The 21,570-nt window shown below is 62.8% G+C and carries 17 protein-coding genes; 3 read left to right on the forward strand and 14 right to left on the reverse strand.

The window, feature by feature from the left end:
- Positions 1–118: 118 nt before the first annotated feature.
- The 3 genes from LPA35_RS06245 (at position 119) to LPA35_RS06255 (ending at position 6,082) form a co-directional block, all read left to right on the forward strand.
- Positions 119–571 carry a hypothetical protein gene (locus LPA35_RS06245; protein WP_228895826.1) on the forward strand — a complete coding sequence of 151 codons (453 nt, stop codon included), beginning with the start codon at positions 119–121 and terminating at the stop codon, positions 569–571.
- Positions 572–703: 132 nt separating this feature from the next.
- A complete protein-coding gene (locus LPA35_RS06250) occupies positions 704–3,085 on the forward strand; it encodes a glycosyl hydrolase family 18 protein (protein ID WP_228895827.1) in 2,382 nt (793 codons plus the stop codon).
- A 150-nt stretch (positions 3,086–3,235) separates the two neighbouring features.
- Positions 3,236–6,082: a kelch repeat-containing protein gene (locus LPA35_RS06255; RefSeq protein ID WP_228895829.1), complete on the forward strand. Its 2,847-nt coding sequence runs from the start codon at positions 3,236–3,238 to the stop codon at positions 6,080–6,082.
- A 249-nt stretch (positions 6,083–6,331) separates the two neighbouring features.
- Here LPA35_RS06255 and LPA35_RS06260 read toward each other — a convergent pair whose 3' ends face one another.
- The 14 genes from LPA35_RS06260 to LPA35_RS06325 all read right to left on the reverse strand — a co-directional run bounded on the left by LPA35_RS06260 (position 6,332) and on the right by LPA35_RS06325 (position 21,299).
- Positions 6,332–6,580, reverse strand: coding sequence for a hypothetical protein (locus LPA35_RS06260; RefSeq protein ID WP_228895985.1), 249 nt, complete (start codon positions 6,578–6,580; stop codon positions 6,332–6,334).
- A 294-nt stretch (positions 6,581–6,874) separates the two neighbouring features.
- Positions 6,875–7,495 (reverse strand): class I SAM-dependent methyltransferase, encoded by a 621-nt coding sequence (locus LPA35_RS06265; RefSeq protein ID WP_228895831.1) that lies wholly within the window; start codon positions 7,493–7,495, stop codon positions 6,875–6,877.
- Positions 7,496–7,707: 212 nt separating this feature from the next.
- Complete coding sequence (locus LPA35_RS06270; protein ID WP_228895833.1) at positions 7,708–8,937, reverse strand: PepSY domain-containing protein; 1,230 nt, start codon at positions 8,935–8,937, stop codon at positions 7,708–7,710.
- Positions 8,938–8,962: 25 nt separating this feature from the next.
- Complete coding sequence (locus LPA35_RS06275) at positions 8,963–11,302, reverse strand: TonB-dependent siderophore receptor (RefSeq protein WP_228895835.1); 2,340 nt, start codon at positions 11,300–11,302, stop codon at positions 8,963–8,965.
- Between the two features lie 165 nt (positions 11,303–11,467).
- Positions 11,468–12,379 carry a FecR family protein gene (locus LPA35_RS06280; protein ID WP_228895837.1) on the reverse strand — a complete coding sequence of 304 codons (912 nt, stop codon included), beginning with the start codon at positions 12,377–12,379 and terminating at the stop codon, positions 11,468–11,470.
- Between the two features lie 6 nt (positions 12,380–12,385).
- Positions 12,386–12,883, reverse strand: a complete 498-nt coding sequence (locus LPA35_RS06285) for an RNA polymerase sigma factor (RefSeq protein ID WP_228895839.1) — start codon at positions 12,881–12,883, stop codon at positions 12,386–12,388.
- Positions 12,884–13,516: 633 nt separating this feature from the next.
- Entirely contained in the window at positions 13,517–15,661 is a 2,145-nt protein-coding gene (locus LPA35_RS06290) for a putative bifunctional diguanylate cyclase/phosphodiesterase (protein WP_370641357.1), read from the reverse strand.
- Positions 15,662–15,755: 94 nt separating this feature from the next.
- Positions 15,756–16,517, reverse strand: coding sequence for a GGDEF domain-containing protein (locus LPA35_RS06295; RefSeq protein ID WP_228895844.1), 762 nt, complete (start codon positions 16,515–16,517; stop codon positions 15,756–15,758).
- The gene (locus tag LPA35_RS06300; protein WP_228895847.1) at positions 16,518–16,907 is read right to left on the reverse strand and encodes a DUF1987 domain-containing protein; all 390 of its coding nucleotides are present in this window, start codon (positions 16,905–16,907) and stop codon (positions 16,518–16,520) included.
- A gap of 30 nt (positions 16,908–16,937) precedes the next feature.
- The gene (locus LPA35_RS06305; protein ID WP_228895849.1) at positions 16,938–17,510 is read right to left on the reverse strand and encodes a SiaB family protein kinase; all 573 of its coding nucleotides are present in this window, start codon (positions 17,508–17,510) and stop codon (positions 16,938–16,940) included.
- A 6-nt stretch (positions 17,511–17,516) separates the two neighbouring features.
- On the reverse strand, positions 17,517–18,749 hold the full coding sequence (locus LPA35_RS06310; RefSeq protein WP_228895850.1) for a SpoIIE family protein phosphatase: 1,233 nt from the start codon (positions 18,747–18,749) through the stop codon (positions 17,517–17,519).
- Positions 18,750–19,261: 512 nt separating this feature from the next.
- On the reverse strand, positions 19,262–20,173 hold the full coding sequence (locus tag LPA35_RS06315) for a hemolysin III family protein (protein ID WP_228895852.1): 912 nt from the start codon (positions 20,171–20,173) through the stop codon (positions 19,262–19,264).
- Positions 20,174–20,299: 126 nt separating this feature from the next.
- Positions 20,300–20,917 (reverse strand): hypothetical protein, encoded by a 618-nt coding sequence (locus tag LPA35_RS06320; RefSeq protein ID WP_228895853.1) that lies wholly within the window; start codon positions 20,915–20,917, stop codon positions 20,300–20,302.
- A complete protein-coding gene (locus LPA35_RS06325; RefSeq protein ID WP_228895855.1) occupies positions 20,889–21,299 on the reverse strand; it encodes a hypothetical protein in 411 nt (136 codons plus the stop codon). The genes LPA35_RS06320 and LPA35_RS06325 overlap by 29 nt, the downstream gene beginning before the upstream one ends.
- Positions 21,300–21,570: the final 271 nt, after the last annotated feature.

The raw sequence follows: 21,570 nt of genomic DNA on the forward strand, positions 1-21,570 counted from the left end.
GACCTTAACGGCAGGCTCATGTGCTCACCTGATATCTATCGAAATTGATAGCTATTGCCGGCCTCCTATCAAGCGCAAGCGGAACTTTCCGCATCAAAACTGACTTTGCAGGCACCTCATGAACCCACCCCTGACCCGCACCCTGGCGATCCTCACGCTCGCCGCGATGGCCTTGCTCGCAACCACCACTAGCGCCTGGGCCGCAGGTGTCGCCGACCCAGCGCGCCTGCGCCTCACACCCGCGCTGCTGGATCGCATGGAAGCGGCGGCTGCAGAACTTCGAAAGCTACCTCAGCCACCCGACAAGCAGGGCAATGAAGACGAAGTGGATGCCGAATCAGTGGATGACATCGCCCGCAAGCTCGACGCCCACCCCCAGGTTCGCGCTGCCCTGGCGCGCCACGGACTCAACAGCCGCGAATACGCCGCCGCCGCGCTGGCTGCGCTACACGCCGGCATGGTGCTCGCCGTGGAGAAAGCGCCCGGCGCCAAACCGGCGCAAGGCCTGACGCCCGAGCAGCGCGCCAATGTCGAGGTAATGCGCACACGCCAGAAGAGAGGCGGCAAGTGACGGCCCGGAGACATGTTTCTTCTCCCCGCCCACGCCCGCTGTCACACCTCGGACGTAGCGCACTCCGTCTGCATTCGCCCGTTCTTGCCCATGTTTCTTTCCAAACAACAACACTGAAGAGGAGTTTTTCTCATGCACCTGACACACAAGAGCGCCCGCCGCGCCGGCGCGGCGTTGCGCGCGCTAGCCGCATCCCTCCTACTGCTCGGCGGGGGCGCCCACGCGCTCGAGTGCCCCCGCGGCCAATGGCTGGCCGAGTACTTTCCGAACATCACGCTATCAGGCGCACCCGCGCTGCAGCGCTGCGAGAAAAGCCCCATCGACCACTACTGGGTAGGACCCGAAGGCAGCCCCAACCCTGCACATCTGCCGGTGGACGGCTTCTCTGCCCGCTGGACAGCCACGCTGCCATTCAACGGCGGCACCGCCCACTTCATTACCTTCACCGATGACGGTGTACGTGTCTTCGTCAATGACCGCAAGGTCATCGATAACTGGACGGTGCACGGCATCACTATGGACGAGGCGCGCGTTCCGCTGAGTGCGGGCCGCCATACGGTGCGCATGGAGTATTTTGAAGCCGGTGGCGAAGGCCTGGCCCAACTGGTGGTCGAGGAGGACGCGTCAACCCCTCCGCCGCCCGCCCCCCCGCAGATCCAGTCCTTCACAGCCCAGCCTGCCACCGTGGACGCTGGCGGCACCAGCATCCTGACCTGGAGCACCGGCAATGCCGTGGCCTGCACCTCCACGGGCGGCTGGAGCGGCGAGCAAGCCCCCAACGGTGGCGCTACAGTGCGCCCGCAGGCCTCCACCACCTACGGTCTGACCTGCCGCAGCGCAGAGGGCAACACCGTCAGCGCATCGACCACCGTCACCGTGCGCGACGGTCCGCCACCCGCGCCGCCAGCCATTGCCCGTTTCGGCGCCACGCCATCGCGCGTATTGGTGGGCGACAGCACCCGGCTGTCCTGGCAGGCTACCAACGCTGTATCCTGCACGGCTTCGGGAGGCTGGAGCGGCTCGTTTGCGCCCGAAGGCGAAGAAGTGGTGCGCCCTGCGGCCAGCACGTCGTACACCCTTGCCTGCAGCAACGGCACAGGGCAGACGGCCACCGCCACGACCCAAGTCGCGGTGGATGCAGCCAACCCCCTGCCCCCAGTCGGCGGGCTGAACGGCACGGCCACACCCCAGGGTGTGCGCCTTGGCTGGAACCCCGTCACACAGAGCGGCAAATGGGTGACCGGCTACTACGCAGGCTGGTACTGGACGATGTATCCGCCCGATGCCGTGGACATGAGCACCATGACGCACTTCATCTTCGGCCGCTATGCGCCCGCACTGGGCTCGCTGCCTGGAGGGCGCGCAGGCGATCTACTGGAAGGCGCGGGCAACGCGCACATCGAGGTTGAAGACGCCCTCATCGCCAAGGCCCACACGGCAGGCGTGAAGGCAATGATGATGATCGGCGGGGAAAACGATGGCCCCGGCTTTCTGGCCGCCACCGCCAACCCCACGGTGCGCGCGCGCTTCATCCAGAACATCCTGGACAAGGCTGTGCAGAAGAACTATGACGGAGTGGACATCGACTGGGAAGAGAACCTGGACACCCCGGAAGGCCGCGCCCAGGCCCTGGGTCTCCTGCGCGAACTGCGCGCCGCGTCCGCGCAGCGCCCCCGCTACCAAGCCACTCCGTTGGTGTTGAGCTGGCCCGGCTTCTGGGTAAACAAGAACCAACCCGACGTCACGTCCTGGCATGCCGAAGTCGCCGCCGCCGTGGACCAGTTCAACCTGATGACCTACAGCATGGCGGGCGACTGGGGCTGGCTGTCATGGCACCACTCGCCGCTGTTCGGCGCGGGCGACCTGCACCCCACATCGATTGAATCGACCGTGCAGGCCTACCTGGATGCGGGCGTGCCACGCTCCAAGCTGGGCATCGGCATCGGTTTGTATGGCGCGTACTACAACAATCCCGTCACCGGCCCGCGCCAGAGCCTGCAAGGCATGCAGGGCTGGATGAACAACGGTGACTGGATGAACTTCTACCAGCGCCTCGTGGAGGACAACGCCTTCGGCCAGCCAGGCGCCACCCGCCATTGGGACGAGGTGGCCAAGCAGAGCTACATCACGTACACCCAGCCCTGGTGGCGCTCCGGCGACACTCCCGTGACCTACCTGAGCTACGAGGACGAGCACTCCATCGCCGCCAAGGGGCAATGGGTGCACGAGCAGGGCCTGGGTGGCACGCTGGTATGGACGGTGAACTACGGCTACCTGCCGCGGCAGAACGCCAACCCGCAGATGCAGGCCGTCAAGCAGTCCTTCATCGCCGCCAGCGCTGCGGGCTACCGTGTGTACCGCAACGGCGTGGCCATTGGCACCGTGGCCTCGGGCACGACCTACACCGACACCAGCGCGCCGCGCGGCGGCAGCCACAGCTACCAGGTGGCCATGCTGGACGCCGCAGGCAACGAGGGACCGCTGTCGGCCCCAGTTGTGGTGCAGGTGCCTTGAAGCGCACCCCAGTTCTGTGACGCGAGGGCCTGGCGCCCTCCTCCTTTTTTGCCTGTCGCTCCATCACTCAATTTTTAGGAGCTGCCAGCGCCCTATCCAGAAGCGTTGCAGCCCTCATTTTTCTTCAATTTTTGAAGGGAATCACCTCCCATGCTCACCCTCGCCCCCAGCCTGCGGCACCTGCTGTGCATCAGCGCGCTGTACCTCCTAGCTTCTGCCGCGCAAGCCCAATGGTTGCCAGGCCCTGACTTCAACGGCGCGCGCTTCCAGCACACAGCCACCCCGCTACCCGGCGGCGGCGTTTTGGTGGCTGGTGGCGACGACGGCACCGGCGCGCTGGCGACCACCCTGCGCCACAACGGCGGCACCGGCCAATGGACCGCCGCCGCGCCGCTGCCCCAGCCCCGCCTGGGGCACACCGGCACGCTGCTGCGCAATGGCACCGTACTGATTGCTGGCGGCACCAGTGCCACGGGCACTCCATTGCGCAGCGCCGCAACCTACGACCCCGTGGACGACGCCTTCACGCCAGCGCCTGATCTGGCGGTGGCCCGCCGCCATCACACCGCCACGGTGCTGCGCGACGGCCGCGTGCTGATCGTGGGCGGCCGAGGCGGTGCGGGTCAGGCGGCGCTGCGTTCCGCAGAGATCTATGACCCTGCTAGCCGCACGTGGAGCAGCGCGGACCAGATGCCGGGCCAGGGTGCGCGTCACCACACGGCCACGCTATTGCAAGACGGGCGCGTACTGGTCGTCGCCGGCATGGACAACGGCGAAATTGCCACGGCGAATGCGTCCATCTATGACCCGGCCGCTAACACCTGGACGCCTGCTGCCGCCCTGCCCCTGGCTGAGCGGCGCATGTTCCACACCGCAACCCTTTTGCCCGATGGCCGGGTGTATGTGGCGGGAGGCGAGCAGGAAGACGGTACGGTGTTCAACGGCCCGACCTGGCTTTATGACCCCACGACCAATAGCTGGACCGCCGCCGCCAGCATCGGCCAGCGCACCCGGCACAGTGCCACGCTGCAGACTGACGGGCGCGTTCTGCTAGGTGGTGGCCGCGCCAGCGCCGGCGTGCTGGTCGCAAGCAGCGCTTTCTTCAACCCCGCCGACGGCACCGTGGCGCCCGGGGGCAACCTGATCCCTGCGCGCGAGTGGCACACGGCCACGCTGCTACCCACCGGCCAGGTGCTGACCGTGGGCGGCCGCGGTGCCGGGGGTACACTCACCAGCCCCCAGATCTTCACCCCCACGGCCGCCATATCCACCGTGCCGACTGCGCCGCGCACCGCAACCGCCGAGTTCACCGCCACCGTGCTGGCCGATGGCTCGGTACTTGTGGCGGGCGGGAGTGTCTATGGCGGCGGACACGCACTGCCTATGCGCTACCGCCCAACAACAGACGACTGGGTGAGTGCAGGGACTCCCTCCGTGGCCTTCAGGCGTCATCAGACACAGACTCTGCTGAACGATGGCAGAGTGCTGATGGCGGGAGGCGCGGGCAACACAGAGGCTCACGCCAGCGCCGAAGTCTTCGACCCTGTCGCCAACACCTGGAGCGCCACGCTACCGATGGCGCAGGCCCGCCTCATGCACACGGCCACGCAGCTGCCCGGTGGCAGCGTGCTGGTGGTGGGCGGCACCGCGCAGATCAACGGCGCACCGCTGGCCCACGCGGAGATCTACCACCCGGTTGGGGGCCTGTGGCTGGCGGCAGCACCCCTGCCTCAGCCGCGCAGCAGCCATACCGCCACGCTCATGCCAGACGGGCGCGTGATGGTGGTGGGCGGCAGCGCTGGTGGCAACCATGTTGCCAGCACCACCTTCTACAACCCGGCCACCAATACCTGGACCAACGGCCCAAGCCTGAACCAGGCGCGCGGCAGACATACCGCCACCCTGCTGCCGGGCGGGCGGGTGCTCGTCGCGGGTGGGTGGAATAGCAACAGCACCCAGATCTTGACCAGCGCGGAAATTTACGACCCAGATAGTGGAGCCTGGAACAGCGTCTCCACCATGGCTGAAGCGCGCTCCAGCGCGACGGCCACCCTGCTGCCGGACGGCCGGGTGATGATGGTGGGAGGTTGGGGCGGCTTTTCTGAGGTGCGACGCATCGAGGTTTTCGACCCTGTCCTCAGCAGGTGGAGCATCGTTCAAACCCTCGCACAGGGCCGAAATGGCCACGAGGCTCTGCTGCTGGCAGATGGCAGGGTGCTACTGGTTGGCGGGTATGCGCCCGGCGCTGGAAACCCAGACCAGCCGCTGTTGATCGACATCCAGCCCACCGCGCGCCCGCGCCCCATCATCACCAACAACTTCACCCTGCAAGACCCCGGCGCGCCGCTGCAACTCATCGGCACCAGGTTCACCGGCGATGGGGAAGCTGCGAGCGGAGGCTCACAGCAGGCCGCCAGCAACCTGCCTCAGGTTCGCCTGCAGCGCATGGAAGGGGGCTCGGCTGTGTGGCTGGATGCGCTGCTGTCCAACGACAACGGCTACACGTCGCGGCCGCTGCCCACCAACTTGCTCCCAGGCCTGTACCAGGCACGTGTATTCAGCAACGCAATAGGTTCCACCGCCTACACATTCGAACTGCGCGCAATGACGGCAGCACCTGGCGCGCCCACCGGAGTGACGGCCACGCCGGGCAGTGCGCAGGTCACCATCGCCTGGCAGCACCCAGCCGGCGGAGCCACGCCCGCGAGCTACACCGTCACCGCGCAGCCGGGCGGGGCAAGCTGTACCGTACTGCACCCCGCCACAAGCTGCACCGTCACGGGGCTCACCAATGGCAGGGCCTACACCTTCACCGTGACAGCTAACGCGCAGGGCGGCAGCAGCTCTGCGCCGCCAACGGCCGGGGTTACGCCCCGGGCCGGTGCAGGCCCTGGCCCCGGCGACGTACATCCCGTGCCCACACTGTCCCTGTGGGGCTTGCTATCGCTGGCCTTGGTGATGTCGGTTGCGGGACTGCGCCGCCGCGCGGAAAACTAAGGATGCTCTGCACGAATACCTTTAAACCAGGCCACTGTAGTGCCTGAGCTAAGACTGCGCTCGTTTTCAGACCCTAGCGGGCGGACTCCCTTTTCTTTCCTTGTCCACAAACTGATTGGAGCGACAGTCCCGCTGATTCCATGCTGGCACGGAACACCCCAGAGTCCACCTCAGATGCCCGATATACGACCGCAGTGTTGCTCAAGGACGTCGAACGAGGATCGTTAGCCGCTTTTGGGATGGAGGCCCTTAGCTCCATATGACGCTGCACCCAGGCAACCAGCGCATGCGCTTCCATAGGCATTGCGATGTGGCACCGTCGAGTTCGCGGCAAATGCAAACCGAACCATGGCGCAGTTCACCATCGTTTTGACTGGCAATCTTGGGGGCGATGGATTCGATGGCGGCCCACAGCGATGGGTATTCCCCGCGCTGCTCCCGCACCATCCTCACTGCACGCTCACGCACCTCAGGCGAGAACTTGTTTGTCTTCTTCATGGCTCAATCCTCTCAGAGTGTTGAGCCTCCGCAAAACCGGGGCGATTCAGTGGCAGCTGTTTTGCTCACGTCTTCGCACCACTTTCGGGTCACTTCTGCGTGGAAATCAAAAGGCGGCATTTGGACTGCTGGTCTACGGCCGCGTCTCGCCTTTTTCGTCGTCGTCCTGGGGGCCATAGCAGGATCATTGCTTGCGTGAGTTCTCCTGCCCATTGTTCGCGCTCATCGGCAAGCTGCGGCCGTCAAGAGCTTGTTTCAGAAGGCGGTCAGGATGGCCACGCAGGAAGGCAAAAGTCAGTTGGGCTCCTTGCGGCACAGGCAGTAGATGAACTTCTGAACCGTGCCAAACGGCGTGTGGTGCTCCTCGCGCTCCTGCTGCAAAAGCGTGAACGGGGCACCGAACTCTGCATGCAACCCATCGGGGCCATACCGCATGACCGGCAAGCCGCTGCATTTGTCAGGCCCGTCCTCTGCAAACGTCGCCACGATGACGTACCCCCCAGGCTTGACTGCGCGCAGGACCGCCTGAACGTAGGCTTCCCGTTCCGCTTTGGAAGTGAGGAAATGAAAAACCGCTCTGTCGTGCCAAACGTCATAGGCATGACGCGGGAGCTCCACACGGGTGATGTCACCCACCAGCCAGGAGACGCCGTCAGCGCGCTGGTCCAGGCGCAATTTGGACGCAGACAATGCCGCCTCGGACAAGTCAAGAACCGTGACGTTCGTATATCCCTCATCGAGCAGGTCGTCAACGAGGGTGGAGGCCCCGCCTCCGACGTCGATGATTCCGGCGCCCCAAGAGAGGCCCGTCTGACGAATCAACTGAACGGACTGCTGAGCATGCTTTTGAAACCAGCTCACACCAGAGGTGGCCTTCGTCGAATACACCTGTTCCCAATGGTCCTTGGACTGCATGCCAACTCCTTGCGCATTCCAGCAAGTGCTGGCCTCAGGAATATACCGGCTTCACTTCGCCAACGCAGTCAAGATGGTTTGACCAACCGCTTACGGAGCTTGACGCGGAACAGCAGCTTCGACGCTCGCTGACAAGCGACGCGTGCAACGGTCATTAGCCTTCAAATCGCCAGTATCTACGAGCGGAGATGGGCGCGACAACAACCTTTGCGTCAGCGTGCTTCTCTCGCCTGACGTTTACGCACCCATATCACTAATCCGGTAATGCTCAACAGGACCACAGCGACACCAATCCCGGTCATTAACAGCCGGAACGGCATGCCCCACAGCGCCGCCATGTGCAGGCTGGTCAACCAGGTGCGGATGGTGTCGCCGGCAGCAGCGCCCGTCGGCAGCCAGACGTGAAGTAGCTCGCCCGTGTCGGCATCGAAGATCACCTGCGTGCTGCCCCATCGGTCGCGGATGTCGCGGCTGCTGCGCACCTGGTAGCGCCAGATACCATGCGGGCCGCGACGCGGGTCGTGCACCATCAATGTCTCTCCCATGACGCTGAATCCATGCAGACCGGCCTGCTCAGCCATGAGCTGCTGTCCGACCTCGCGAGCAGCGGCCCAGTCCAGCGCCGGCGCGAGATTCGGCCTTGAGGCCTTCGCCTGGCCCTGCTCGTCGCGCTGATGGTCGAACAAGGTGCTCATCAGCGGGTCATAGACCTCTTGGTGCAGGTTGAAGGCCACGCTGCTCCAAGCCAGCACGAACAACATGGCCCAGGTCCACAAGCCACCGGCCCGGTGCAGGTCGAAATTGAGCTTGTAGGTGCCCTGGCCCACGCGCAGCTGCCACGACGGCCGCCAGCGCAGCAGCCACGGAGTGGCATGGCGTGACAAGCGATTGCGCTTCGGCGCTGGTAGGGTGAGCCACGCTCCCGCGAAGCAGTCCACCGTCCAGAGCAGGGCCACGATGCCCAGCAATGTTTCCCCGGCCTTGTCCAGCGCCAGCGAATAGTGCAGGCGGTAGATGAAGGGCACGAGGTTCTTCATGCCCTGGGTGATGTCGCCCCACTTGCGCTCGCCGAGCACCTCGCCGGTGTACGGGTTCACGAAGACCTGGTCATTGGGTGGCTCTTGCAGTTGGCCCGCCGAGCCCGGCAACCCGAACAGGCGCACCATGGCAGCGTGGCCGGGCGTCAGGTGAAGCGGGGCCACCGCAGCGTATGCGCCGGGGTACTGGGCCTGTACCTTGTGGCGCAGGTCCAGGGGGTCCAGCATGGGCGCCTGCGGCGTAGGTGGCACAGCGCGCAAGAGGTGCGGGCTGGCCCAGGCATCCAGTTCCTCGTACCACACCAGCAGCGCTCCCGTGAGCCCCGCCAGCGCCAGGAAACCGGCAAGCGTGAGGCCCGCCCAGCGATGGACCAGGACAAGCCAGGGGCGCAGGGCGAGCTTCATCGGGTGCGGCGCTGTCGCTCGGGCCTTACCAGCGGTAGGCCACCGAGGCGGTGGCGCGGCGCCCGTCACCGTAGGTACACCAGCCGCCGGTGCACAGCAGCGTGGTCTTGTCGGCCAGGTTGTTGATGTTCAGGCGCATGGTCCACGGCCCGGTGGTGTAGCCGATGAGCAGATCCAGCGTGGTGAAGGACGGCACGCCGGCGCCGGTGCCGCCCCAGTCGGAGGTGCTACCCACATACCGCGCGCCCACGCCCAGCTGCAGCCCGGGCGTCAACACGTGGTCAAAGCGCGTCCACAGCGCCGCCTGGTGGCGCGGCTGATAACTTACCGGCTGGCCGATCTCGCTAGGCCTTTCGCTCTGGGTCGTCTTGGCGTCGGTATAGGCATACGAAGCGATCAGGTGCACGTTGCGTGCAATGGGCCCCTTGGCTTCGAGTTCCAGGCCGCGTGAGCGCACCTCGCCGGTCTGTACCGACTTGTCCAGGCCCGGGCGATTCTTGAGCACGTTGGTCTGGGTCAGGTCAAACAGCGCGGCCGATGCCATGAATTCGCCTCGCATCCAGCGAATGCCGAGTTCGGCCTGCTCTCCACGGGTGGGCTTGTAGCGCTGGCCTTCGTTGTCGGTGCCACTGACCGGCTCGAAGCTCTGGCTCCAGCTGGCGAAGGGGGCCAGGCCGGGCGCCACCTCCCACACCAGTCCGACGCGGCCCGTGGTTGCACCTGTTTTCTCCGATTCGCCGTTGAGGGTGCTGTTCACCTCGTCGCGGCGCAGCCCGGCCAGTGCCGTCAATGCGCCGAACTTGATCTGGTCTTGCAGGTAGAAGCCCACACGGCGCTGATGCTCGCGGTCATCAAATGCCAGAGCGAAGCTTCCGGGCGTGGCGCCATAAATGGGGTCGAAAAGATTGAGCGCCCCCAGGGTCGCGAGTTGCCATTTGCTGCCAATGCGGTGATTGGACAAATCGAACCCAGCCACGGCCTTGTGGCGCACACCGGCGGTGTCGAAATCGGCCTGGACGCGCGTGTCGGCACTGACGCCACGCGTGGTTTCCAGCTCATCGAACGCGCGCCGCTGGTATACGCGCGGGTCCGCCGCGTCCGGGCCGCGCAGGTTGGTGAAGCCGATGTGGTTTTCGCTGTCGATCCAGCGCAGCCCGTGGTGCAGGCTGAGCCCTTCGGCCAGTTGGTGCGTGAGCAGCCAGCCGAAGGAGGACTGCGTGGTGTCCTGGTGGTCGAAGCCGGGTTCGCCGACGAAGCGCTCCCGCGGCAGCTTGCCGTGGGGGCTGGGCAACAGCGAACCCACGACCGGCACGCCCCAGATGTAGGCGGTGCGGCGTTCCACGTGGTGGGCCTGCAATGTGAGCGAGGTGTCGGCACTGGGCGTCCAGCGCAGCGAGGGTGCCACGTAGCGCGTGTTGTTCGGGATGTGATCGACCACCGTGTCAGCATTGCGCGCCAGCACCACCACTCGGGCAGCCCACTCGTCGGAAAGCTTCCTGCCTAGGTCGGCAGCCAGTGCCCGGTGCTGGTAGTTGCCGCCTTCTGCGATCACTTCGTTCACGGGGTCTTGCTGCGGCTGCTTGGTGACGACGTTCAGCACCCCACCCGGGGCCGTGGCGCCGTACAGCACCGAGGCTGCGCCCTTGAGCAGCTCGATGCGCTCCAGGCCATAGGGCTCCTGCTGGCCCGTGGCCCAGCCGGAGCCGCCGAGCTTCAGGCCGTCCCGGTAAACGCCCCCGTTGCCGTCCTGCAGGCGGAAGCCCCGGCTGTAGAGCACGTCGTAGGAATTGGAATAGCCCGGGTCCGCCATCACACCCGGGGCATAGGCCAGGGCCTCGGTGACGCTCTGGGCCTTCTGGTCGGCAATCTGCTCGGCACCGACCACGGTGATGGACTGCGGCGTTTCCAGCAGGGGTGTATCCATCTTGGTGGCGCTCGCGCTCAACCGCGCCGCATAGACACGCACAGGCCCCGTGGCCGTGGGCTGCTCAGCGCCCGCCGCGACGGTGACCGTGGGCAACGCGCCCTGCTGCTCGGCGCGCACCACGGTAAAGGTTTGGTCGTCTTGCGCCCTCAACACCAGCCCGGAGCCGGCCAGCAGCTGTTGCAGCGCCTCGCGCACCGTCAGCGTGCCGCGCACGGCGGGGGCATTCTTGGCCTCCACCACCGCGGTGGAATACACGATCTGCGCGCCGGTCTGCCGGGCCAGGGCGGCAATGGCCTTGTCCAGCGGCTGGGCCGCGATGTTGATGGCCTTGGGTGCTTCCTGAGCGAAGACGCTGCCCGCCAGCAGAAGGCCCACCGCCCACGCGGCCAGGCGCGGGCGGAAACCGGGGTGTGGACGGAACGCTGGATTGCGGTACATGCGGATGGACTCCTGATAGAAACCTGAAAGGAAAAAAGGTGGCTCAGGAAGTCAGCCGAATGAGCGGGGCCGGATGTTGAGGTCGGGTTGCAAATATATTTTTGCGCTACCCCGCAATGGACCTGCCCAGGGCCTCGCCCCGCACCCCGGCAAGCCTTGTCGCCTTCAGGGGCGGCCCACCGGGACGGTCTTGGCCGTGATGACCACCTCTCCATCGGGCCGCCGCTGCAAGCGCACCGGCAAGATGGTGGGCAGCAGATCAAGCAGCGTGTCGATCCGGCGATGGTCGAACTCCCCCGACAGCCGCAGCGCGGACGCCTGGGCATCGGGAATGTCCAGCACGATGGCGGCCGAGTGGTAACGGCGCATCTCATCCACGGCGCGGTGCAGCGGTGTGCCATCAAACACCAGCTTGCCGCGCTGCCACGCGGTAGACACTGCCAAATCGGTGGCATGCGGCGGCAGCAGGCCCGACGGCGCTGCAAGGATCGCCTGACCGGCAGTGAGCACTATCGCATCGGTGTCGTTGCGCACTTCCACGGCGCCTTCCACCACCGTCAGGGCAGTACCCGAGTTGCCGCCCGCCTCGTCCAGCCGCACGTTGAACGCGGTGCCGATGTCTCGGACGCGTGCATGGGGGGTGTGCACGATGAAATCGCGCACTCCATGGGCCACGCGGAACATCGCTTCGCCGCGCGCCAGCCGCAGTTGGCGCGAGCGCAGGCGCCATTGCACATCCAGCGTACTCCCGGTGTTGAGAGCTACGGTGCTCCCATCGGCCAAGACGTGGGAGCGGGTTTCACCCACGGCGGTGGCAAAGGTTTCACTGCGGTAGACCGGGTCCAGGATCCACAAGCTGGCCGCGAAGATGGCAATCACCGCCGTGGTGGCGCCCGTCTTGACGGCAGCCTTGTGCGCGCGCTGGCGCTGCTCGGCTTTGCGGAAGATTTCCTCCACCCCCGGAAAGCGGACACGAAGCGCCTCCTTATAGTGGTCCAGCGATTCGGTTTGCACCGATTGCTCGGGCTCGACCGATGCAGGGCGCGGATCGGCCGGTGGCGGGTGGAGGGTATCCATGGTGTTTCAGCCCAGGTTGGCGTGCAGCACGGGGCGAATGCTACGCATGGCCCGCATCATGTGCTGCGCCACCATGTTGCGCGAAATGCCGAGGCGCTCGGCAATCTCCGCCTGCGGAATGTCGTGCAACTGGTGCAGGATGAAAACGTCGCGGCAGCGCGGCGGCAAGTTCTCGATGGTGCGAATAAGTGCTGTCAACGTCTGTTGAAACGCATACTGCGCCTCGGGTGAGGCGCTCGGAGCTTCCGCCTCTGGCATGTCGGCCATGCTTTCCACCCAGGCCCGCCTACCGGTGTCAACCCGATGCCGGTCAATCGCCAGATCCACTGACAGGCGCCGCAAAAAAGCCTGAGGCGTGTGCACCGCCTCGCGCGGCGGATCGGCCAGGATGCGCACGCACACGTCATGCACAACCTCGCGCGCGAATCCCGGGTCACCGAATCGCCTGCGCAGATGATTGACCAAGTCGTCGTAGTGCTGGACCAGCGCAGTGGCGAGGCTCATTGGACGCCCCTCATGACACCGCACTGATCCGTCGTCGCAACGCGCTCAGCATCACAGCCAAGCCCGCACCCCACCGAGCTAACTGGCGTACGGGCGTCGACATGCCCGCGCATTGCGACCTCGGTGACGACCAAGAGATTTCCCTTTGGGCTTGCGACTCCAGGAAGAGCGCCGATTTTTGTTTATTGAATGCGAATTATTCTTATTTTATCATGGCCCACGCGAGTTAGTTGGGTACTGCCGGTCCCGAGGTGCACGGTGCCCCAGGAAGGCACCAAAACCGTTGCTGAAAGTCGATTTTTGACGTCCATCTGGCCAGCATGACCGAGCCAATGTTGGCCACACAGCTCGCCTTGCGGCGGTTTGCAATGCGTCCGGTCGGTGCCTCAGGCACACTGTGCGTTGGGAATCGCCATCGACAAACGCGACCAGCTCAAACGCTGAAATTGCAACACGCGCAAGACCCGGTACGGCCATGCGAAGGATGCCCCATCCGGCAACAGGATGACTGTAGTTCTCGGTAGCGTAGAACAGGTGCTTAGAACCTTGCTCAGGCGGCTCCTGGTAACGGCCATTCAGATAGATTTACGCCAAAAGGGCGAGGCTTGCCCGCTGGGGCGTCCATCGAGGACGTTAGCCGCTTTTTGGGACTAAGGCCCTTCGCTCCATATGACGCTGCACCCAGGCAACCAGCGCATGCGCTTCCATAGGCATTGCGATGTGGTATCCCTGGCCTTCCTGGCAGTCCATTCCGACGAGTGCATTCCAGACAGTCGCATCCTCAATTCCTTCCGCCAATACGCTGAGCCCCAGCTTTCGCCCCAATTGAGCCACCATCTCGGCGATTCGGGCGCTGCGAGGCTCACTCAACTGACGAACAAAGGAACGATCAATCTTGATGCGATCCAGAGGCAGCCGCTCAAGATAGCTCAGCGACGAGTATCCGGTCCCGAAGTCATCGATTGCAATGGATATGCCCTGCGCTCGTAGGGCTGAGAGGGTTTGCTCCAAGAATTGAGTCGGAAGCGCAGCGACTGATTCAGTGATCTCCAGCTCCAGGTGTAGGCCCTGCAACCCGTTGGTCGCCAGCGCTGCGCAGACAAGGTCAAAGAATCCAGGGTCCTGCAACTGCACCGTGGAAACATTCACGGCCATTCTCTGTGGGGCGGTACCTGCGTTCAGAAGCTCGCGCATCGTTGAACAGGCTGTGTTGAGAACCCACTCGCCCAATCCCACGATGAGGCCAGAATGTTCGGCAACGGGGATGAACTGATCTGGAGGGACAAAACTCCCGTCGCCCTTACGCCATCGCAGCAGAGCCTCGAGCCCGACCAGAGTATGGCTGCAGAGGTTCAGTTGGGGCTGATAGACAAGGAACAGCTGCTTGTTCTCAATGGCTTCTCTCAGTTCAGATCGCAGCAATGCTCGAGCTCGTGCTTCCGTGCCCATCAGATCTGCGTACTGGAGTTCTTGACCTCGGTAGTCTCGCTTGGCACGTTTGAGGGCAATGGTGGCATCCTTGACCAAGTCAGCTCCTGCTCGTGGCTCCTCTGGCAAAAGCACATACCCACAGGTGAGCGAGACCTTGTGCGGAACGCCATCAATGTTCAGTGGGTTCCGGATGCACTCCAGCAGCTGTCTAGGCTGTACATGTCGTACAGATCCGAGGACGCCGAAGGTATCCGCTCCGAGACGGGCCAGCAGCACACTAGGAGGCAGAGACGCTTCAAGGCAGCGGGCGACCTTTTCCAGAAGGCGGTCACCGAAGCGGTGACCCATCACGTCGTTCGTAGCGCTGAAGTCGTCGATGTCGACCAACGCCAGAATGTGGCCGTTCGTTCCATGCCGCGCGCACTCGTTGACCTCGTGGACAAAGTGCGCGCGATTGGGAAGGTTGACCAATGGGTCGTGGTATGCACTCTCATGCAAACGACTAAGGAGACCTCGGTTGTGCAGGAGGGTTCCGAAATTGGCGCGCAACACGTCCAGTACCTGCCGGTCAAGTCCGTGGTGGTCCCTGGGCACGTGGATGAACACGACGAGGTCTTGTTCATCCTTGTGCCCGATGTGCAGCGCCAGCCCCCCGTCCTTGCCGTAGATGTTGCTTTTGCTTTCCGCCGACTTGAGAAGCAGGTCCAGTTCCGGTCCTGGCGTCACCAGATCGAGCGGAAGATCGACAAACTCGGAAAATTTTCCGGATGCCGCCATCACGTAGTAGTCACGCTGGCTTTCCCCACGCTGCGCGCAGACCATGCCTTCTCGTTTTACCTTCAGCAGCGCGGAGATTTGGGTCAGCACAGCCGAAGCGAACTCGCAATCGCCCTTTGTTTCGAGAAGAGATGCGCTTGATCGCACGATAAGTTCGAGGCTTGATCGGCTGGCATCTACAGCGCAGAGCTGTTTGTAAGACCGAATTGCTGTCACGACCATGGCCAGAAGCCGATCTCTAGTGAGTTCCGCCTTGGTCCGGTAGTCGTTGATGTCGTACCTGAGCAGTGTTTCCAAATCAGGGACCTGCCCCGGTTGACCCGTTCGAAGGACGATGCGGGTGTTTCTCAGGCCCGCGGAATGGCGGATGAAGTCGACCAGGTCGAGTTCCGAGCTGGCCTGCTCCGCCCCCACGTCGAGTATGACCATGGCGAGGTCATGTGCACGCAGCAGCAGCAACCGTGCTTCGTCGTCCGAGAACGCATGCGTGAATGCCAAGGGTCGTCCAAACAGCGTTTGGCCCTCAAGCGCACTCAGAGTTGCAGTGTGAACGTCGGGATCTCCGTCCACGACGAGTATTCGCCAACTTGTTCTGCTGTTGCGCTCGTCTTGTCGTTCTGCGCCAAGAGTGGTCAACCCTCCATCGGTCCAGCGCCCCTCAGTCTCAGACAACATGCTCGGCAGACGGCAAGGCGTTGGTCGCGAGACGGACCTGGTTTCGGCCCCCTCGCTTGGCGACGTAGAGCGCTTCATCGGCAAGGCCGTACGCGCTGTCGAAGTCACTGCCGGCGGGACCCCAGCACACCCCAAAGCTGGCAGTGACGCTACTCCCGTCAGGCAGATCGAATGCGTAGGCTTCGATAGCGTGGCGCAAATCTTGAGCTACGCGCTCGGATGCCGCTCCACCATGACGCGGAAGCACGACAGTGAACTCTTCGCCCCCAACACGCCCGATGTGAGCGGTCTTAGGAACGACAGCCTGAAGGCAAGCCACTACGCCCTGGATGACCCGGTCACCCACCGGATGCCCGAAGCTGTCGTTGACTCGCTTGAAATGATCGATGTCTAGAACGATCAACGCGAGATCTTCCCGGCCGAAGTGTTGATTGACCAATTCAATGACAGCCGCCCGGTTGAGGACGCCGGTGAGCGGATCGTGATTGGCGCGGTGTTCCAGCTCGGCGGCCAAGTCCTGAAGCCGCGTGTTCATCTGGTTCATTTCCAGCTCGGCCCGGTCGCTGCGCCGCACAAGCCTACGCGTTTCCCGAAGGAGTCGCTCATAGGCAAGAATCAAATCGCCAAGCGCTTGCCCACATGCTTCTTGCGCGGAGCTTGGGCAGGCCGCGTGTGCAGCCCTCGCCGCCAATAGCGTTTGATTCTCTGCGTCGAAAATGTCGGGAGCGTGCCTCGCAGGAGCGCCTAGCATTCAAGCGGCTCCGACCGAATGGTTGACGAACTCGATGGCCGGGAAATCTTCACTCAGTTCCTGGCCGAACTCGAGAATGGTGTCATCTTCTTCATCGTGATACCAATTGAGCACGACGCGGTTTCCTGCCGCGGCGGCGTTGTCCAGCGCTTCAATGAGGTTGAACAGCATTTTCGTGCTGGAGCTATTGAAGTAAGCCAATGCGATGTTCACTTCTAACGTGATTTCGCTTTGTGTAGCCAGAAACTCTCTTAGCTTCGCGATGATGTCCCCATAGAAGGCTGCTGCGTTTTCTGGATATGACTCGCCCCGCAGGCTGAGGATGCGCGTGTCAAACTTGAAGTCCACCTCGGGCGAACTGGGCGTCGGTGCGATATAGAGGTTGTCCATCGGTAGTCTCGATTCGTCGGCTCTCAATGCTTAGATTGCCGCCTTCAGATAGAAGACGGGGGAATCGCCAGACTCATTGTTGGCGTCGAAATCAAACTCAAGAGGCTCCCGAGCGTCCCGCGCGACGGTCAGGAACCCCAATCCCGCACCCTTGCTCCCATCCGGCGTGTCCTCACGCAGCGTCTGGCGGTAGGCCAGCTTGATCTCTTCGAGCGTCATGCTGCGCAGCGCAGTCAGCTTCACGCGAAGCTCCTCGGCCATCAGAGGTTCAATGGGATTCGCACAGAGCAGGGAAAAGCTACCGTCGAATTCGCGGCGAATGCAAACCGAGCCATGGCGCAGTTCGCCATCGTTTTGACTGGCAGGGGTAAGCGAGTCCGCTGAGTAGTGAATGATGTTCTGCGCCATCTCGACAAACGACGAGAAAAGCTTACGTCGGGTTGGTGCGGCGACCCCGGCAACTTCCAGTTGGAGCTTCACCGCATCGGCCATCGCGGCCACGATGTGCTGTGAGAAGTACCCGACGTAATAGAAGATAACCTGGTGCTCGCGCGCCAGGCTGAAGAACGAGCCGTACTTGTCGGCAATTTTGTGGGACGTCATATCTGTCTATGTGCGGAAGCAGAAGAAGGTGAGGTCATCGCGCCGGTGGTGCTCGCCCTGCCAAATGCGGAGCGATTCCAGCAACGCCGCGTTGAGCTCTGAAGGTGTCTTTTCTTTGTGCTCGAGCAATAGCTCCCGAACGCGCCGCTTGCCGAAAGCAATGCCGCGAGGCCCGCCGATCTGGTCAACCAGCCCATCGGTACTAACGAAGACCACACTCCCCGGGGGAAGAACTGCTTCCTGGTTCTGCCATGCGTAGTCGAAGTCGCTGTCCACATAGCCCACTCCCTTGCGTTGTGCATCGAGCATTTCCACGGCATCGGCTTCAGGGCGGAGCACGAACATTGAAAGTCGTGCCCCCGCAAAGATCAGCCGACCGTTGGCAGGCTCGAACCAGAAGCAGGCAGCGTCCATGCCGTCATCAGAACCTGGCGTCCCATCCTGGCCGTTCATCTGGCCCAGCATCTGCTTGATGCTTCGATTGACATGGCCCAGCAATCTCGCGGGGTCGCGAGGACCGTTTTGCTCAATAGCCTGGTTCAGGCTGGTGGACGCAATCAAAGTCATGAATGCGCCAGGAACCCCATGCCCTGTGCAATCGGCCACCGTGGCGAACCAACCGTCTGAATCTGTGCTGAACTGGTAGAAGTCGCCTCCGACGATGTCCCGCGGCTGCCAAACCAGGTTGGCATCTGGACAGGCCCGTGCCAGGGCATCCAGGGAGCTGCGCAGAGTGGACTGCTGAATCACACTCGCATACTCAATGCTGTGCATGATCTGGCGGTTTCGAGAGGCCTGCATATCTGCCACGACCCGCATAAGCTGCAAACCGTTGCCGATGCCGGCGAAAGCGCCGTCGCGCGTGATGATGAAGCCGTCGGACAGGGCTTTCTCTCCGTACTCCACCGTTTTGAACGTCAGCGCATCGATGTCCAGGGCCTCGTCGACGATCAACGGCTCCTTGTCCATGAACGCAATGCAGCTCTTTCTACCGTACAGTTCTTGCCGGAACTGCTTGCTCATCTGTGACAAGAAGATACTGCGATTGATGAGGCCGATCGGCTGATTGCCTTCCACGACGGGGAGGCTCACGAGGTCGCGGTGGCGGTTGAACACCTCCATCACTTTGTCGTTTGTCTGATCAGTGGTCATGCACGGCACTTCGATGCACAGATCGGCCGCGCTGGGCTGGCGGAATCGGGGCCGGAAATCGCGCAGGTATTCGGTGGTTTCGAGCATGAGGCGTGGCAAAAAGCCGGAGGGCGTTGTGTCTAAATGTTACGACTGCCATATTGCGGTTTCGTGACGCAGTCGTTGTTTAGCGTGCGTTCTGAAACAAATTTCACCGGAATGGTCTCAGGCTAAGCATCAGAGCGCGCCAGGAGTGATCTGCGCGACCTTGCGCACATGTGAATACGTTGGTGCCCGGTCCGCAGTGGCTTGGACGGTTTACCGAATGATCCGATGACCTAGGCTGCCGAGTGACTTGGGCGCTTCACACTTTCGGAATGTCTGCAGCGCGGACTCGGGCGCCGAACGAAGTACCGTCAATTGCTGTGCCGCGAGATGGCAGACAAGGATTCCAAGGCTTGGTCCAGCGTGGGCTGGTTGGGCGCGAGGCGCGAGGCATCCGTCAAGGCTACAAAGAAGGCGCGGGCCAAGATGCTGCGTGATCACAGGTTGCGCTCGACTGCTCACGGACACCTCGGATCGAGCTCAGTTGTGGTGTTGCTGAACATCAACCTCCCAGGTCACATAACGACTCTGACAACCGCTGCATAGTGGCTCGCCGTTCCACCCAGTACAAACAAGTGCCAAACTCCATGTGCATGGCGGTAGCCAGCGCGATTGACGTAGAAGATCGTGCCAGCTGTGTACAGGAGTGCCCCGATGAGCAACCACTGTAGCCCTCTCGCGTCGATCTGGGCAAGCAGCGGTACGGCAGCAACCACCATGACCCAACCCAATCCAACGTAGAGTGCCAAGGGCGGTTTTGGGGAGGCGACACCAAGCTCGCGCGCTATTGCCAGCAGGGCTATGCTCCACACTGCCACCAGGCGGGCCCAGTCCCAGGCACCCTGCACCGCAACCAATGCAAAGGGCGTGTAGCTGCCTGCAATGAGCAAGTAGATTGCGCAGTGGTCAGCACGTTGCCACCACAGCTTCACTTGCCCATGCGAGCCATGGAAGAAGGTGGATGCGGCATACAGTGCAACGCAGGACAGCGCAAAAACCAGCCCCCCAACAATCTTTCCCACGTTGCCAGTGGGCAGGCTGGCCATGAGCATGAGTGGAACGCCTAAAACAGCCAATGCAAACCCAAACAAGTGGGTGCAGGTGTTGAAGCGTTCGCCTGGGCGCATTCGGATGAAGTGCTTGATTGGCTCCAGTGAATCAGTTGGGCGTGACGTGGGTATGAAGAAAAGGGGAAGCTCTTTATCTTGTCCAACTGGTAGCGGCGATGCTTCTCCATATCGGGTATCGGCATCCAGCACTTCTTCGCTACAGCTCAGCCCGGTCAGTTGCTCGATCTCCTCAACGGTCGAGAGAAACTCGGACAGCGGTTGGCTTTGGCCGGCAGAGCAGTCCACTAGGCTGCGGAGGATTGCAGTGGGAGGCGGGCTGGGAGATACCCTGACGAGTAGCCGCTGGGAAGCGTTCATAAATCCAGCTTGAATACAGCCACAGACTCCATCAATGCCTGGGCCTGGTGGCTCAAACTGCTGGCAGCGGTAGCCATCTCCTCGACCAGCGCTGCGGCTGGGTGGCCGCATGCCGTTGCTGCGGCGTCAGCACATCACGATGTTTTCGAAGTGGAATGCGAAAGGCGTCGTATTGGCGCCAGGGCCGCCGCCAGTCATGACGATGTCGGCGCTGGCAATACCCAGCAGAGACAGCTGCGTGTTGATGTTGGAGATGATGGCCGAGTTCATGACCTGGCCCTGCACGATCTGGGAAGCCACGCCAATCCAGATAGTGGGTTTGAACTGGAACACCGCCTTTTGCTGGGGGGCGATTGAGGTCTTGATAGCCAGGAGCTTGCCATCCTTGTAGCAGCTGGCGTTGATAGCACCCTTGGGCAGCGCATTGAGCACCTGCACTTCATTGGGACTGGAGCCAGTGCCTGCAGACACGAGCCGGTCGCCAGAGGTCGTCAAGGCCATCTGGAACAGCTGGCCATTTTGGGCCTCCAGCTGCGGGGTGTAGTTGCCATAGCTGTCACTGGCGCCGACCTGCATGCTCATGGGGAAGGTGAACGGATGGTTGTCGCCTGGGCCGCAGTACTTGATGACCAGCCAGGCCACCGCGAGCTCGTCGAAGTTGATCGCAACGTTCTTTTGGAATATCACGACCTCCGAGTTGTTCGTGTCGTTGGATTTATTGATGAAATTGAGTTGAATGCCCATGGGTTTCTCCTGTTGGTGAAAGTGGTGATAACACGCCGTGTATTGCCTGTTTGCCATCGTTGCCCTCCAGCCCCGACGGCGAACCCAGCGTGTCCAGCCCTGGTGGTTGCCTTCTGGATCGGACGATGTTTTCGAGATTGACTTCGCAGGTGATTGAGCCTTCGCCGGGGCCGCCTTCGCTCATCACGATGTCGGCGCTCGCGATGCCGAGCGGTGAGAGCGCGGTGTTGATTTCCGACATCACGGCCGAGTGGATGGGTCGCCCCTGCACAACCTGGGAGCACGAGCCTTCCCGTAGCGCGGGCTGGCACTGGAGCAGCGCCGTTTCCCCTGGTGCCATCGAGGTACCCGCTGCACTTACATTGCCTTCAACTTTGGTCAAGTTTCCCTCCCGGTTTCCAGAGGATTGGCGGTTGTCAATCTCGGGTGTGCGCACATGGATGCGCTGCTTGCCTGGCGTCTGGCGTCTGCGCTCTTGGCACTTGCTATTCGGTACGCGATTGTTAGGGGTATGGCGCAATGTGGCTATTTTTTTTGCACAACTCACCCACACGTATGGCGCAGATGTCGTGGTAGGTCGCCTCGCGTGAAACGCAGTGCCCGGCCCGCAGCGAACCGCGCGAACGAGCGGTAGATTTCGAGAGCTAGGCGAC

The sequence above is a fragment of the Acidovorax sp. Leaf73 genome (genome assembly GCF_916855635.1).
Lineage (GTDB): Bacteria > Pseudomonadota > Gammaproteobacteria > Burkholderiales > Burkholderiaceae_C > Acidovorax > Acidovorax facilis.